Origin of the sequence: Shewanella sp. c952 (genome assembly GCF_019654975.1) — a bacterium.
GTDB lineage: Bacteria > Pseudomonadota > Gammaproteobacteria > Enterobacterales > Shewanellaceae > Shewanella.
The window spans coordinates 84339-100117 of record NZ_BPEW01000009.1 but is presented as its reverse complement, the minus strand read 5'-3'; the positions used below and the strand labels follow the sequence as shown (position 1 = coordinate 100117).

Below are 15779 nucleotides of genomic sequence, written 5' to 3'. Positions count from 1 at the left end.
TTGTTGTCGTTGAGTTGATTCAGTCTAATGAAAAATAATAACATCAGCACCTAAGTTCAAATAGCTAATCTACATATTTCTAATTAACTTTACCCACTGCTCTCCCCAATGCTGTTTCGAGCTTGGGAACGATACGGTATCAAGCCCCGCGAGCGCCATTTTTTTACAGCGGGTTTTATCTTTGATTAACATATCTAGAGTCGTGTAAAATTTATCTTGATTTGGAATGAGTAGGTGACCATTAAACCCATCTATAATCAGGTTTGATAATCCACCAACATTGGAAGCAACTACTGCACATCCTGCAGCCATTGCTTCGATCAGCGAAAGCGACGTACCTTCTGAGCCTAAAGTTGGTATTACGGCAATATGGTGCCTGCTGTGATAGTTAAAGCTTTCTTTAGCTGCATACTGCTTTATAACAACCCTATCTGAATTCGAAAACATATTGTCCAAATTAGCCTTTAGAGGACCATCACCTGCAAATGTAACATGTAGGTTTTTATGTTGTTGAAGTAGCTTTTGTATAACTGGAGCGATGAATGTTATTCCCCTGTACTCAACAAATCTCCTCGCTATGATTAAGTTGATTTGTTCAGAGCTAGAATCGCCCCACTTTGCATTAAATTTATCAGTGGATATTTTCTCATCGTAAAAGTTATAAATAACATGCACTTTGTTAATTGATACATCAGCCCAAGTGCGGTACCAATTTACGAAATTGTGGTCAACACAAACAAGGGTATGGTATTGTTTAATAAAACTAAAATACTTTATTTGATTTACGAGTGAAGCTATAAAGTTGATTGGCTTGGAGCGAGATTTCCTAGGCTTATCCCATGATATACCATGTTGGATAGCAACGGCGTTATAACCGTTAAGACCAACAGAGTATGAGTCTGTTGCAAAAATAATAACATCATTTGATTTTTCTGCCCTTTGCTTCACCCATCGCACTAAGGCGTGTTTCTTTAGGTTGCCACGTAACAGCCCTGTTCTGACTCCAACTACAGTGAGGCAGTCAACATTAGCTTGGAAGCTATCTTTACTTGGTTGCACTAAAATACAATTCCAATTCTGCTCTTGAAAGGTTCTAGCAAGAGCAATGATATAATTCTCTATACCACCGAAACCGATTTGATTACCGTTTCGTTCAAACATTGCCCTGTGGATAATATAGATATTCTTAGAGGTCATATTCGTCTTTAATTATTTTTGCTATGCGTTGGCAAGCTAGACCATCGCCATAAGGGTTGGTTTTACTCTTGAATGAGCCTGGCTTAATTAGTAGTTGGGTTACAGCGTCAACGATAGCTTCCTTTTCCGTCCCAACTATCTGAACCGTACCTGCATTTACAGCTTCCGGTCGCTCAGTCTTATCCCTTAAAACAAGGACTGGTTTTTTCAAAGATGGTGCTTCTTCTTGAATCCCACCAGAGTCGGTTAGAATAATATCGGCGCGCATCATTAATGATACAAATGATAGATAGTCTAATGGGTCAATTAAATGCACGTTATTTAGAGAACCTAGGTGGTGACGTACTGGTTTTTGAACCATAGGGTTTAAATGCACAGGGTAGACTATGTGGGTATTTGGATTCGCCACAGCAAGTGCATTTAGAGCCAAGCAGATATTTTCGAAATTGGGACCAAAATTTTCCCGTCGATGTCCCGTAACCAAAATAAGATTATTGTTACCTATATTCTTCTTAAGAGAGGTTACTGCGGGGGAAACTTTGTGCGAACGTGCCTTAGTTATATTAATCGCATTAAAAAGAGCATCAATGACGGTGTTTCCTGTGACATGAATATTCTCTTCAGTGATACCTTCTTTTAAAAGGTTCTTTTTTGCGGATTCAGTTGGGGCAAAATGCAATTTGGAAAGCGTTGCCGTTAGCTTTCTATTGGCTTCTTCAGGCCAAGGAGAGCGAATATCACCAGTTCGCAAACCTGCTTCGACATGGGCGACATCTGTTTTGTGATAAAAAGCTGCTAGAGCAGAAGCAAATGATGTTGTTGTATCCCCATGGACTAAAACAAGCCCTGGTTTAAAGTCTTTTATAACGTTGCCCGTACCTTCAACAATAGCTCCAGTTAACCATTCTAATGTTTGATTGCTACGCATTAAATTTAGATCGTAGTCTGGCTTGATATTATATATATCGAGTACTTGATCAAGCATTTCTCGGTGTTGTGCGGTGATGCAGACTTTTACTTCAAAGCAGGGGGATTTTGTGAACTCCAAAACTAATGGACACATCTTTATAGCTTCTGGTCGTGTCCCAAATATAAAAAGTATTTTCAATGCTTTACCTTCAAAGGTATGGGGGGGGTACGCAATCACGTAATTCATAATATATTTTACCTTATTTGGGTACTCAATACTATTTTCAACCATTGGGCAGAGGTTCTTTGTATGTCGGGTTATACTTACTCTGATCTAACTGAATTTGAGGGCTGGTAATTATGAACCGCACTAAAAAAATCACCAAAAAACACATGAGCAAGGTTAAAAAAGCCAATGCGAAACTCAATACTGCTAGTAAGCCAAAGTACGTTTCTAAAGCAGAAAGAGAGCGTTTAGCAACGTTAGAAGCGCAAGAGCACGCATCAATAGTCACCGAATAGGCTAATTGTTGTGCGATTCGGTAACTTTATTACAATCGATAACCATAATTCGGACGCAGCTAATATTAATTGCCCTAATAGATATGACAGAATAGCCGGCTAATTTTTGCTTTAGCGTTGTAAGCTAAAGCCGAAGTAACGGATAGGAGTGTTATGAATACCGTATATTCAATCGGAGAGCTGGAATCATTTTTAGTGGCGATTCTTGTGCTATTTATTGGGCATAGCGTAAATCGTCATGTTGGCTTCTTTAAGAAGTACAATATCCCAGAGCCTATCATAGGCGGGTTAGTGGTCGCAGCCATCACCACCTTGCTACATTTTCAGAATATTACCCTTAAGTTTTCTTTGCCGATGCAAAATACCTTAATGCTAATGTTTTTTAGTACGGTAGGCTTGGCCGCAAGCTATAAACTGTTAGCCAAAGGCGGCAAGAAGGTGTTCATTTTCCTTGGCATCGCTTCCGTTTACATTGTTATTCAAAATGCTGTTGGCGTAAGTTTAGCGACGGCTTTGGGGTTAGAACCCTTAATGGGGCTGGTAGCTGGTTCTATTACACTATCTGGTGGCCACGGCACCGGCGCTGCTTGGTCACAGACCTTTGCTGAAAATTACGGCATGAGTACGTTAGAGTTTGCGATGGCTGCGGCAACATTTGGTTTAGTGATGGGCGGCATTATAGGTGGCCCCGTTGCGCAAAGACTTATTGATAAACATAAGCTTGAATCATCTTATGGTATAGGTGGCAATCATCATAAAGATCATCCCGATCTGGTGACCTATGATCAGCTAGAAGAGGATCGAGTGACAGCAAAAAGCGTGATGGAAACGCTATTTATCCTGCTGCTTTGTGTGGCTGGTGCGCGCTGGATTGAGCATCTGGTGTCGGTATTTAATATTAGCTGGATGAAAATGCCAGACTTTGTTTATGCACTATTTCTTGGTGTAGTCATTACCAACCTTACCGAATTGACTAGGGGTTATAAGACCAATAGCGAATGTGTCGATATATTAGGTACAGTGTCATTGTCACTGTTTTTAGCGATGGCTTTGATGAGTTTAAAGCTATGGGAGATTTTTGATCTCGCTATACCACTACTTATTATTCTATTAGTTCAAACCGTGGTACTTGGATTTTTTGCATATTTTGTGACGTTTAAGTTGATGGGATCAAACTATGACGCCGCCGTTATTGCTGGTGGACATTGCGGCTTTGGTATGGGAGCCACCCCTACCGCAGTGATGAATATGGGGGCACTAGTTTCTCGAAATGGTCCTTCACCACAAGCCTTTATGGTGGTGCCGATTGTGGGGGCTTTCTTTATCGATATCGTTAACCTGATAGTTTTGCAGGGTTACATTGGCTTTATATTGTAACTGATTAACGGATCAGCAAAATGGCGGCGAGAGTGATAAAGACTCCGCCGCTAGTGCGATCAAACCAATGCAGTTTGTTACTCGATTTTAGCGTCGGCGCAAGCACATTTGCCATGCAGGCATAGATCATCACAAAACTAAAATCGACCACAGCCCAGGTGAGCGCAAGAATTGCTAATTGTGAACCTTGGGGAGCGGTGATATCGATAAACTGTGGAAACAGAGCTGCAAAAAACAGTAGATCTTTAGGATTGCTAATTCCCACTAAAAAAGCTTGTTTAAACAATTGATAAGGTTGGCCTGTTCCCTTAGTACGCTCTAGCTTTAATCCTTGTTCGTCAGCTTTAGTAAGCAGTAACTTAACGCCAAGAAATAACAAATAGGCTCCGCCGCACCATTTCAAGATGGTAAACCCATACTCAGTAGTATTTAAAAGTGCGCCCAGACCAGCGGCCGATGCCATCATTAGGATGAGTGCTGAAGTGACGCTACCCAGAGCCGTCGCTACACTGCGGCTTTTACCGTAATGAATACCATGACCCATAGATAAAACAGCCATAGTGCCTGGTGAGATGGCTATCAGTAGAATGGCAAAGAGGTACAGCAGCCAAGTATCAATACTCATGATATTTTATACAATGTCTAAAAACTGGCTGCACTATAACGGGCTAATTATGTTTAGGCAAATACCGACAGAGAGCTATTAACCTTTAAAGTCGGGGATCACTTTAGCGTGGCGTCCTTTAATGGAGCGGTAAAACTCGATGATATTATCCATGTCTTGTTGGATATCATCTGTGGTCTGCATACCTTCTGGAATAACGACTGTTTTATTGCCAAAATCGAGCCCGACTGTAATGATCGGCACCTGAGCTTTACTAGCGATATGGTAAAAACCTGTTTTCCAACGTATTACTGGACTACGAGTGCCCTCTGGTGCGAGTGCTAAGCTAAAGTTAGGGTTGGACTTGAACAGTTCAACAACGGCATCCACAAGATTGTTATTTTTAGATCTGTCTACTGGCGTGCCGCCGATAGCGCGGAAGAACCAACCCCATGGTGCAATGAAAAGTTGATGCTTACCTAGAAAGTTAAGTTTTGCACCTAGCGCACCACGAGCTATAACACCAATGATGAAATCCCAATTACTGGTGTGTGGGCCTACGATGGCAACATATTGATGATCGGTTGGCAGTGTGCCAGCTATTTTCCAGCCACTGACTTTTAGCAACCTTTTGCAAAATGATTGAAACATAAGATCAAAACCGCCTAGCTATTTTTATAAGTATTATTGTTTTCTGTGACTTTTACCAATGAGCCTGCATAATTGGTAACAAGATCTTAGATGTGTAATTGGGTATAGTACACGCAATCACCTGAGTGTGGAGAGAGCCATGTTTAAAAAAGGAATTAGCGTTTTACTGTTATGTGTAGCATTCGGTGCAAATGCAGTACCGACCGATGATATTGCAAGCATATTGGAGCAGCAAGAAGCGGCATGGAACCGTGGTGATCTTGATGCTTATATGCAAGGGTATTGGAATAGTGAGCAGATGCGTTTTGTCTCCAATGGCAAGTTCCGTTATGGCTGGGAAGAAACACTAGCTGCTTACAAAAAGCATTACCCAGACAAGGCGACCTTAGGTCATCTAACATTTACTATTAAAGAGACTAAGATGCTCAGCAACTACGCAGCAATAGTGGTTGGACGGTGGTCTCTTGAGCGCGCTAAAGACAATCCAAATGGTGTGTTCACTTTGCTAGTGGAGAAGATAGATGATCGTTGGGTGATAACCCACGACCATACTTCCGATTAGGTTAAATGCTCAGTACTTAAATGCTATGGCTGAATGGTAAAGTCGTCACGGCCGAGTTTCCTGCCTTTGCCGTCATAGCGCACCTCTGAAAAGTACACTTTTCCTTGATTATCTTTCATTATTATTGTGGTTGAGCGGGTGCCGTATTCTTGGTGCTGTATGTAGATTGAGGATAAGTGCCGCTCCCATTCTAAACTAACTCCAGTTTGTGGTAGCTCATCATCAGGGGCTTGCGTGCCATCGGTCATGATTGCCAGTAAGGCTTCGACACTAGGTTCCTTGTTGGTCGTAATATGGGATTCGATTGCTTGACTCCCTCGCGCCATCTTTGGCCAAATATCATCAAGGGCACCATTGCTGATGGAATGAAACCCAGGACTCAATTGCGAGTACAGCCTTAGTCGACTGTCGAAACAGTAAAGCGCTTTTTCATCACCAAAGAGCAAGTTGAATGGGTTATAGAAAGGGCTATATCGCTGCAACCATGATTCATCTAATCCGCCGCTAGAGAGTGCTTTTATCGCTAATTCACCGCGACTTTTCATATCAGACTGAATCAGTTCTGGGTCGCGAATATTGGTTAGCCCTGCAACTGCACCTAGCTGGTTGACACCAAGCCAAGTTCCGCCAGCTTCAAGATCTTTGCCTGCAAGTAGTTGGTTATTATCATTCCAAAAATGAGCCGCCTCAGTAGGACGGTGATGAAATTCATCTCGATTGGCGCAAATAATGAGTGGATATTCAGGGTGTGCTTTTAGGGCGACAAATAGAATGCACATAAGCCAAGTTCAAATAGAGTGATAAATACAGACTAATACTCATTGGTAGGAAAAGCTATTAGGCGATTAGCAATTTAGTGGTAGTGAAGGGGCTTCAATGAGCTAACATTGCTCAATGTTGATGCTGATAGTGAATGGCTACTCTATTTCTTTGAATAGCCATGTATAACCTAATGGTGATGGCCATGCTTATGAGAGTGTTCATGAGCATGTGGTTTGGCTTTATGCAGCATTAAGCGGCTCATGAACTTACGTGGCCCCAGGCGCAATAAGCTGGCAGCAAACAGAATGGCAACGACCCAAAGACTGGCAGTGTTAAGCAGATTGGGTAAGTGCCCAAGTGCTTGCCATTGTGGGTGTATCCATTCGATTACCACAAGGAGTGCAAATAACAGCACTAAAAGTGCCGTACGTTGTGGCCAGTTCATCAGTTTTAACTGCGCAAAATTAATAATGGGAGCCGCAATCAATGGCAGCATTACAGCGGTTGTTGTCCAGCCGCTATAAGCTAACGAAAGTGATAGCACGGCAGCGCCAAGGTTGCAGAAACGCATTGGTAAAAAGACCAACAGTAACACTGCAACCTGCACGATAGGGCTAGATAAAGGCACAGCAGGGTGACCAATTAGGTTAGCCAAAATCAGGCTTAATACAATCCACGGTGCGCTACGATCGACGAGATGGGCAAAGCCAAATCGCAGAGCTGAATTAGGTACTGAGTCGTGTGGGTCAGTTGGCTCTACTTTACTCATAGTTAGCAGTGCGCCTATCAATAGCACGGCAGTAGCTTGGATCAGTGCAAAAATAGGTCCGAGTAACAGGCCTGTAATGATGATGGCTTCTGGACCTAATAACCGCTGCAGCCAGCGTTGGCCAAGCGACTCATTTTGAGGCGATAATCCAAAGTGAAATCGAAGGCAGGCGACTGCATAACTGAGTAACAAGATTGGTGCAATGGTAAGCATCCAATCCAACAAGTGTTCAGTTGAATGGCTATGACTGTGGTGATGATCGTGGCCGCCAGAATCCATCATCAACAGCAAAAATAGCAAACCTATCCCGAGTAAACTGCCGATCCCGGCTTGATATTCAAACTTACCTTGGGTATCAGTATTAGGTTGTCCATGGGGCTGGTGCAATACAACATGCAAGATGGAACCCGTAACAAAGGCTTGTAAATAAACGGTATTTTCAAGGCTTAAGTGAGAAAGCAGTTGCTCACCGGCAAAATAACCGACTCCAGTTAATAACATCATTCCAGCTAAAACGACCATTGCCCAGCGGCTGCCGACTTGTGGTTTCAATAACCACCAGATAGCGACGCCGACGGGTAATCGGTGCAATATAATACCTAGCGCAAGTAATGGTGAGTTTCCGTCTTGTTGGGCTAGAATCATTGCTCCACCATCAGTAATAGTGTGTAGCAGTAAGCCGCCAATGCCAAGAATAAGAGTTAGGTTGTGGGTAACTTCTGAGTAGCGATGAAATAAGCGTTCACTTAGGGTGGGGCCCCAGATCCCGATAACCACAAATACAATCGCAAGAAAACCACCGTGCTCAAGTAGCTCGGGTAAAATATGGATCAGCACTAAGCCACCCAGAGAAACGAATATAAATCCGTCTAGGCCTTTTTGTAGCCCAGTTCCCGATGAAAAAAATCGGTAAAACAAGGGCCCTAATAGTAGTGCGATACAGCTAGCTAAGAGATACAGCATGGAGATTCCATTTCAAACCGCGAGAGCGAAAAAGCGCCATAGTATACCAGTGTTCAGGTTAATTGGCAGAGCGATAAGTTGAATTTACATTGATATATTCTCGATGAGAAATTCATGTTAATTGTGAGTGGATTTGCAGCAAGTGCAAATATTTTATAACTTTTTGTTAGCTTTGTCGTAAAACATAATAGACTATTCACCTAACTCAAGTAACTAGGCATCCTTTACTCTATGGATACTTTCTCTGCAGCCGTTATGCTGTTTCTTATCATGGACCCATTAGGCAATTTGCCGATATTTGCCTCCATATTACGCCATATAGAACCTAAAAAACGTCGTCGGGTATTGATCCGCGAACTGCTATTTGCTTTAGTTATCATGCTTTTATTTCTATTTGCAGGTGAAGCGATTCTAAATTTCCTCAATTTACGTTCTGAATCTGTGAGTATTGCAGGTGGTATTATCCTATTTTTAATCGCGATACGGATGATTTTCCCGCAACCCGGTGGCGTTGTTGGCCTAGCTGCAGGGGAGGAACCTTTTATTGTGCCTATGGCTATCCCATTAATGGCAGGTCCGTCGGTGCTCGCTGCGCTTATTTTACTGGCTCATACTGACGGTACTCGCATGATGGACTGGACAATCGCTTTGCTTGCCGCATGGGGATTAAGCGCTATTATTTTGCTGTTTTATAAAGTCTTTACTAAAGTATTAGGTGAGAAAGGGTTAACAGCCGTTGAGCGCTTAATGGGCATGGTGCTGGTGATGATTTCGGTGCAGATGTTCTTGGATGGCGTGGCAAGCTATATGAAAGCATTGTAACGGCTAAACCAGAGTGATTGATGTGGTCATAGACCATTTCAATCAGCTGCAATCAAACTTACCCAAGATACAAATGTTGCAGAACAATTATTAGACTGCAATACTCTGAATACAATATTCAAAAATAACAATAATTATGCTTACTTGCCTGCTTCTCTGTGCTGCTAGCCTGACTTCAATAGATTCCACCGACTATCACAATTTGCTGCCCTATCAGGGAGTACCAACTTCCATGGAGCAAAGAGATAATAAGAAAAATCTCAGTATTGGCTCAGTATATGTTGATCAAGGTGCTTGGCATGGCTTTCATCTACCTAACAGTGCCGAATATTACGGCAGCTTCACTGGGCCGCTATTCATTGCCCAAGAGTATAGCCTGCATCTTAGTGATAGCCTGCAGCGTTTACAGCTAATTAACGTAACCACTGATGAGTTCATCTCATTTGATAGCGCGGCGAGTATCGATATTCACAGCCAGCCTGATGGATTAGTGCAAACCTATATTTGGTCTGATAAAAAAGTCAGTTTGACGCTCAGTTATAGCGATAATCGCAGTGCCACAGTGATGACTGAGCTAACCAACCTTTCAAATCGTGAGCAACAGTGGCAGCTTGTCTGGCGAGGTCAGCCTTTTGCTAGCCACCCAGAGCAGCCACAGCAATCACTTATCGCAGAGGTTGAAGCAACCAATAATCTCGTGAACTGGCATTTTAAACCTGTGATGCAAACCTGGCGTATGCAGCTGGCTGATGCGCAGTATCAATTGTGGTTTGACCGTGACATGTCGATAAGAATTAATGCTCAGTCAGGATACCTGGCTATCGCAGAACCGGTAACTATAGCGGCCAAAAAATCTCATCTATTTAAAAGCGCACAACGTTATTTTCATACTGCCCAGGAGGCAAAGGCTCATGGTGCTCCAGATTGGAGCTTGATTGAACAACAGCTTGCGGACAATAAACGTCGTTGGCAAGCCAGAATGGACAAGCTCATTGATGGTGGCGATAAAATAGCTCGCCAACTTGCAGTTAAGAGCATGCAAACCATCATACATAATTGGCGCAGTCCAGCAGGTGCACTGCTACATGATGGCATAACCCCCTCAATTACCTATAAGTGGTTTAACGGCGTATGGGCGTGGGATACCTGGAAGCAAGCCGTTGCAGTAGCGAGATTTGAGCCGGAACTGGCCAAATCAAACGTACTGGCGATGTTTGATTATCAATTTACCGAACAAGATAAAGTGCGACCGCAAGATGTTGGCAACCTTCCCGATGCCATTTTCTATAATAAAGACTCACAGCGAGGTGGCAAAGGCGGCAACTGGAACGAGCGCAATGGTAAGCCTCCATTAGCTGCCTGGGCGGTATGGCAGATTTATCTACAAGATGATGATACTGAGTTCGTTAAAACGATGTACCCAAAACTGGTTGCTTACCATCAATGGTGGTATCGCAATCGTGATAATAATGACAATGGTTTAGCTGAGTATGGCGCGAATCTTCACCCCGCTCACATTAATGAAGATGGCTCGTTAAATGTTGCAGCTATTATCGAGGCTGCAGCGTGGGAGTCTGGCATGGATAATGCGCCGAGATTTGATGCGGATGCTAGCTTACAGGTTTGGCAAAACCACCAAGGTGGCGAGTTAGTGGGGTACTCTGTATCGCAAGAGTCTGTTGACTTGAATGCATATCTGTATGCAGAAAAGCGTTTTTTACAACAGATGGCTGAGGTACTTAAGCTTAATGCTGATGTCCAAAAGTGGGCTGTTGAAGCTGAGCGGCTAGCTAAGCAGATCCAAATGCAGATGTATGATCCTGAGTCAGGCTTCTTCTATGATATTCGTTATAGTGCGACAGGCAGCGAACTGATGCTCGACAAGGGGAAAGGCGTCGAAGGCTGGTTGCCTTTATGGGCAGGTGTAGCCACTAAAGCGCAAGCTAAAATCATGGTGGAGCGACATCTCACTGCCAATGAGTTTGGCAGCAAAATTCCATTTCCAACAGTTAGTGTTGATAGCCCCAATTTTGCCGCCGCGCAATACTGGCGAGGCCCCGTTTGGCTAGACCAAGCACTATTTGGTTTGCAAGGTATTGCACGCTATGGCTATCACGAGCAGGCACAATCATTGGCATTGCAATTAGTCACTGAGGGAGAAGGAATTATTGGTCAAAGCTCAATCCGAGAAAACTATAACCCAATCTCGGGGGAAGGCTTGCATTGCACCAACTTTAGTTGGTCAGCATCGGTGCTGCTGCTGATCTACGACAGTTGGTTAAAGCAAGCTGAATAGTATTGAGTCGATAGCGAATTAAAAGATAATTTTCGGTAGCTTAGCAGTCGTATTTCCCACTTACTTTTATGAAGGTAATCCATTTGTGTAGTACAAACGTATAGCAAGTCATTAACTATATTCAGCTTTGATTTGGACGGCTATTCTATACCGCAGTCCTTTTCTAGCATATCATCTGGCTAAATAGTTAAATAAAGTTGAAAACTATTTCGCAACAATGCGGTCTGATTATTGATAGAAAGTTAAATTTTTATTTATTGTGCTTGGCAAGCAGTTAGAAGTAGCAACAAATGGAGTAGGTAACATGAAAGTTTTAGCCCGAAAAAGTGTCATTATTAGCTTTCTTGTTAGTAGCTTTTTTGTCATGAATATCGCCTTAGCAGCACCGTTGAATAGTATAACGGCTGATGCCAATATCGTTGACAAAGAGCGAGTTCTCTATTGGCTGATCAAGCGCGGCGAAGTTGCCAGTAATGCATCTAATGCCGAAAAAGAGCAGGCCGTTGAAGCTTTTATTGCTCGCTCGAAAGGGCCTAAAAGGATATCTCTTCAAGAAGCAAGGTTTGAAGTTTCCCGAGCTAAAAAAGGTAAACAAACTAACAAATTTGCCAGCTTCGCTGCTCCACAAGCACAATCGATTACGAATAAGACGGTTAAGGTGTTAGCGGTACTCGTTGATTTTCCGGATCTTCCTCATAATGACAACGGTCTAAGTAGTAGCGATACCTCTATGTATTACAGCTCTTATCCTGCAGAGCATTACAAAAATTTGTTGTTCTCCACTAATGGTTACGCTGGGCCGTCTGGGCAAACGCTGATGACAGGCTATGAATACTATCAGGCAGAATCAGGTGGGAGTTTCTTTTTTACAGGTGATGTAAAAGGGTGGTATCGCGCCGCAAACAACGCTGCGACATACGGTGGTAATGACAATACTGATAATGATATCGGCGCGCTTGATTTAGTCAAAGAAGCTGTAACTGCAGCTGTCGCGCAAATGAGCAGCAGTGAGTTGGCAACTTATGATATTGAAGACCCCTATGATATCAATGGCAATGGCAACTTTGATGAGCCTGATGGCGCAATCGATCATGTAATGATTTTTCATTCGAGTATTGGTGAGGAAACTGGCGGTGGCATGTTAGGTGCCGATGCGATTTGGTCCCATCGTTCATCTATTAACCCTTATACCATTCCAGGTAGCAGCATGATGCTGAGTAGCTACACCATTCAACCAATAGATGCGGCATTGGGTGTATGCGTACATGAGTTTGGCCATGATCTGGGTTTGCCGGATGAATATGATATTAGTGGTGAAGGCAAAGGCTCCCCGGTGGGTCTATGGTCTGTGATGGCTTCTGGCAGTTGGGCTGGAGCGATAAGAGGTACTGAGCCCACTGGGTTCAGTCCCTATGCGCGTTCGTATTTGCAAGAACGGTATCAAGGTAATTGGGTTTCAGAGCAAAAATTACAGCTCAGTGCATTAGATTCAAGCGGGCTGGATGTTGCGCTAGTTGAAGCGGTTAACCATGAGCAGGTCAATCAGATCTCTATGGCTGTTCCCGCTGCGCCATTAGCATTTACACCGCCCTACAGCGGCGAGTATCAATTCTATTCAGATCAGGGGGACATGATCAATCATGCGATGTCATTTGATGTGGAGCTACCGGCTGTAACACCTTTAACATTGCTGATGAAGGCACACTGGAATATTGAGCTTGATTATGACTATGTTCAGGTGATGGTCGATGGTACGGCATTGGCCGGCAATTACACCAAAGCAAGTAACCCGCAAAACTCCGCTCGGAATATCATCACAGGGAAATCGAGCGAACTCGCGGCGGCTGAGGGGAGCGAGAGTTGGGTAGAGCTAGAATATGACCTGAGCCCATACGCTGGTCGCACGGTGCAGCTATCAATCAACTACGTGACCGATCAGGCGGTGGGTGATTACGGCATTGTGATTGATGATATCACCATTAATCAGGCGCAGACTCAAGTGTTGTTTGACGGTGCTGAAAATACTACAGACACGGTATATGCAGGCTTTCTACGTGTCACAGATACTCGTCCGGGTAAAGATCGCCGTTATATCGTGCAGTTACGAAGTCAGCAGGGAGTGGATAAAGGCCTAATTAGCCGCCGTTATGATCCTGGCGTATTACTATGGTTTGAAAATGAAGACTACAACAGTAACGAAGTTAGCAAACATGCAGGCTACAGCTTAATTGGCGTGGTGGATGCTGACCAAAACTTAATTGGTAATTTAGATACTGAAGTGCAAGTGCGTGACGCAGCATTTAGCTTGTTTAATCAGTCTTTCTATAGCACTGGAACGACTGAAGATGAACATTTGTCAGGCCATAAATTGTTTGAAGATTCCACTGATTATTCGGCGCCGTTGCAGCCTGAATCAGGAATGGTGCTGACTGAGCTTGGCATTTCAATGGAAGTGATGGCACAAGCTGAAGATAGCAGCACTGCAATGGTGAAATTTACCTATTCAGGTGTCGCAGTTGTACCGGGAGAGCTTAGTGCAGTTATTTCTCAAAGTCAGCTGGGAGGCCAAGTAAGCTTTACTGCCAATGTCAGTGGCGGAGATGGTAATTATCAATATGCGTGGGATTTCGGCGTAGATAATGCTGTTAGCACTATCTCGGCGCCCAACTATACATATACCAATGCAGGTAGCTATTTAGTGACTCTCACTGTTACCGATGGTAATGGCACTGAATTCACCAACAGCACTACTGTTATAGTGCATGCGGCACTTGATGCTGGATTTACGTTTGCTGCGAGTGGTTTATCGGTAACATTTAACAATACGTCATCTGGTGGAAGTGGTGAACTTAGCTATCTATGGCAATTTGGTGATGGGGTAACGAGCAGCGCTGTATCTCCATCACATACTTACACCGCTGGCAATTATACCGTGACGCTCACTGTGACTGATAACCAAGGTCAAAGTGGTGTAATGACTGCGGTGATAAACGTTGCCGCTGCTGCGGAAACAACCATCCAAAAGAGCAGTTCAGGCTCCGGGGGGGGGAGTTTAGGTATGTTGTCATTATTGCTTTTATGCTTGTTTGCAGGTTATCGCCGTCAGCAAACATAACAAGTAAGGGCAGGCACTATGGTGAGTAGTTGTTTGCCCAAAACAGGATGTGGCTATTTGTCGAGCGCGGTTATCGCTTGCTGAGCTGCTGGTAGGAATATCTCACTCACAATAAGCTGTTCCTGAGCATGCTCGAAATAACGTCGACGCCCCCAAAGTTCACTGCTGACATCTTGATCTAACGATTCAGCCAGTTTAGCTATTTTGCTACAAGCTTCAAAATGTGCGACTTCAATTTTTCCTGGCGTAAACTCATCTTTTGAATAGAGTAATTCGCCTAGCGGTCTGGCACCCAATCCTAAAAATTCTTGCTGTTTTTTTTCCAGTAACCGCCCAGGGATAAGCGTTCTAGCAAAAATCCAAGGTATGCCGTCCAGTATTAATAATACCTCTCTAATCCAGACTTGTTGCTGAGTCGGGTACTCATCGGTCAGTGGGGACAATGTGTCTTCACCGAGTACTTTGACTTCAAACACTTGGCATTGTGTTTTCAGTTTTTTAGTTAAACTGCTGCTGCTTAATAGCCAGTCTTTAAAAGGTGGAGAGGGCAAGTTGGTCATTTTTTCTGGTGAAATCCACTTAATTGATTCACCATAAGGAAAGCTTAACCTAGTCACAGTCATCTAATTCTCGGTACAATGCTAGAACCGAAGCAGTCTAGCATGTCAATGCCGACTCAGATAGCCGTTGCTGGCTTGAACTGATGGGACTACTTGATAAGAAAACTGATTGAGAAGCTATCTCATCTTATATTGACGACGGAGTCATTTTCCAAATGAGAACATTTATTGCGATATTACTCTTAGGCTTGAGTAGCAGTTTTAGCCTATTTGCAGCAGACGAAAAGCCGCTGGAGGAGTACGCCTATTACGGCTTCGAGCCTGAAATCGTCACTAACTATATATCGAACCGAAACAAGTTAGGTTATGTCAGGCTTAGTGTTGAGTTAATGGTAAAAAAGCCAGAAGACTTGGTTAGCCTAGAAAGGCATGACCCTTTGCTGCGTGCAGCAATTGTGGAGATCTTAGGTAATCAAACCGAAGACAAGGTGAAATCACTAACAGGTAAAGAGGAGATTAGGCGCGAATGCTACCAAATGGTCAACCGCCTGTTAGAGCAAGAAACGGGTAAAGAGCTGGTGGTGAACCTACTGTTTACAAAATATCTTTACGATTAATATCGTCTTAGTAAAACCAAATTATCTACCTCGTTATAGCCAATGCATTGCGC

General features: G+C 43.5%; 14 protein-coding genes. 7 read left to right on the top strand and 7 right to left on the bottom strand.

All coding sequences use genetic code 11. From position 1 onward, the window contains the following. Nucleotides 1–69 precede the first annotated feature (69 nt). The gene (locus K5R16_RS08850; protein ID WP_220737200.1) at nt 70–1197 is read right to left on the bottom strand and encodes a glycosyltransferase family 4 protein; all 1128 of its coding nucleotides are present in this window, start codon (nt 1195–1197) and stop codon (nt 70–72) included. Beyond that, complete coding sequence (gene wecB / locus K5R16_RS08845) at nt 1187–2305, bottom strand: non-hydrolyzing UDP-N-acetylglucosamine 2-epimerase (RefSeq protein ID WP_220737238.1); 1119 nt, start codon at nt 2303–2305, stop codon at nt 1187–1189. Before wecB ends, K5R16_RS08850 begins: the two co-directional genes overlap by 11 nt. A 161-nt stretch (nt 2306–2466) precedes the next feature. On the opposite strand from wecB, the gene K5R16_RS08840 reads away from it, so the two are divergent. Both K5R16_RS08840 and gltS read left to right on the top strand, forming a co-directional pair. Further along, nucleotides 2467–2628, top strand: a complete 162-nt coding sequence (locus K5R16_RS08840; protein WP_220737199.1) for a DUF2986 domain-containing protein — start codon at nt 2467–2469, stop codon at nt 2626–2628. Between the two features lie 153 nt (nt 2629–2781). Beyond that, nucleotides 2782–4005 (top strand): sodium/glutamate symporter, encoded by a 1224-nt coding sequence (gltS, locus tag K5R16_RS08835; RefSeq protein WP_220737198.1) that lies wholly within the window; start codon nt 2782–2784, stop codon nt 4003–4005. Nucleotides 4006–4009: 4 nt separating this feature from the next. On the opposite strand, the gene K5R16_RS08830 is transcribed toward gltS, so the two are convergent. Together K5R16_RS08830 and K5R16_RS08825 are read right to left on the bottom strand one after the other, a co-directional pair. Next, a complete protein-coding gene (locus K5R16_RS08830) occupies nt 4010–4630 on the bottom strand; it encodes a LysE family translocator (protein WP_220737197.1) in 621 nt (206 codons plus the stop codon). Nucleotides 4631–4708: 78 nt separating this feature from the next. Next, complete coding sequence (locus K5R16_RS08825; RefSeq protein ID WP_220737196.1) at nt 4709–5260, bottom strand: lysophospholipid acyltransferase family protein; 552 nt, start codon at nt 5258–5260, stop codon at nt 4709–4711. A 139-nt stretch (nt 5261–5399) separates the two neighbouring features. Here K5R16_RS08825 and K5R16_RS08820 point away from each other — a divergent pair, with 139 nt between their 5' ends. Further along, nucleotides 5400–5822, top strand: a complete 423-nt coding sequence (locus tag K5R16_RS08820) for an SgcJ/EcaC family oxidoreductase (protein WP_220737195.1) — start codon at nt 5400–5402, stop codon at nt 5820–5822. A 23-nt stretch (nt 5823–5845) separates the two neighbouring features. Here the strand turns inward: K5R16_RS08820 and K5R16_RS08815 are convergent, their stop codons facing one another. Continuing rightward, nucleotides 5846–6601 carry an NRDE family protein gene (locus K5R16_RS08815; RefSeq protein ID WP_220737194.1) on the bottom strand — a complete coding sequence of 252 codons (756 nt, stop codon included), beginning with the start codon at nt 6599–6601 and terminating at the stop codon, nt 5846–5848. 170 nt (nt 6602–6771) lie between these two features. After that, on the bottom strand, nt 6772–8316 hold the full coding sequence (locus tag K5R16_RS08810; protein ID WP_220737193.1) for a metal transporter: 1545 nt from the start codon (nt 8314–8316) through the stop codon (nt 6772–6774). A gap of 231 nt (nt 8317–8547) precedes the next feature. On the opposite strand from K5R16_RS08810, the gene K5R16_RS08805 reads away from it, so the two are divergent. From K5R16_RS08805 to K5R16_RS08795, 3 genes are all read left to right on the top strand, one after another. Continuing rightward, nucleotides 8548–9138: a YhgN family NAAT transporter gene (locus tag K5R16_RS08805; RefSeq protein WP_220737192.1), complete on the top strand. Its 591-nt coding sequence runs from the start codon at nt 8548–8550 to the stop codon at nt 9136–9138. 232 nt (nt 9139–9370) lie between these two features. Further along, on the top strand, nt 9371–11434 hold the full coding sequence (locus K5R16_RS08800) for a trehalase family glycosidase (RefSeq protein WP_308440807.1): 2064 nt from the start codon (nt 9371–9373) through the stop codon (nt 11432–11434). A 304-nt stretch (nt 11435–11738) separates the two neighbouring features. After that, the gene (locus K5R16_RS08795; protein ID WP_220737190.1) at nt 11739–14549 is read left to right on the top strand and encodes an immune inhibitor A domain-containing protein; all 2811 of its coding nucleotides are present in this window, start codon (nt 11739–11741) and stop codon (nt 14547–14549) included. 53 nt (nt 14550–14602) lie between these two features. On the opposite strand, the gene K5R16_RS08790 is transcribed toward K5R16_RS08795, so the two are convergent. Continuing rightward, nucleotides 14603–15172 (bottom strand): chorismate lyase, encoded by a 570-nt coding sequence (locus K5R16_RS08790; RefSeq protein ID WP_220737189.1) that lies wholly within the window; start codon nt 15170–15172, stop codon nt 14603–14605. Nucleotides 15173–15324: 152 nt separating this feature from the next. On the opposite strand from K5R16_RS08790, the gene K5R16_RS08785 reads away from it, so the two are divergent. Continuing rightward, nucleotides 15325–15726 carry a flagellar basal body-associated protein FliL gene (locus K5R16_RS08785; protein ID WP_220737188.1) on the top strand — a complete coding sequence of 134 codons (402 nt, stop codon included), beginning with the start codon at nt 15325–15327 and terminating at the stop codon, nt 15724–15726. Nucleotides 15727–15779 lie beyond the last annotated feature (53 nt).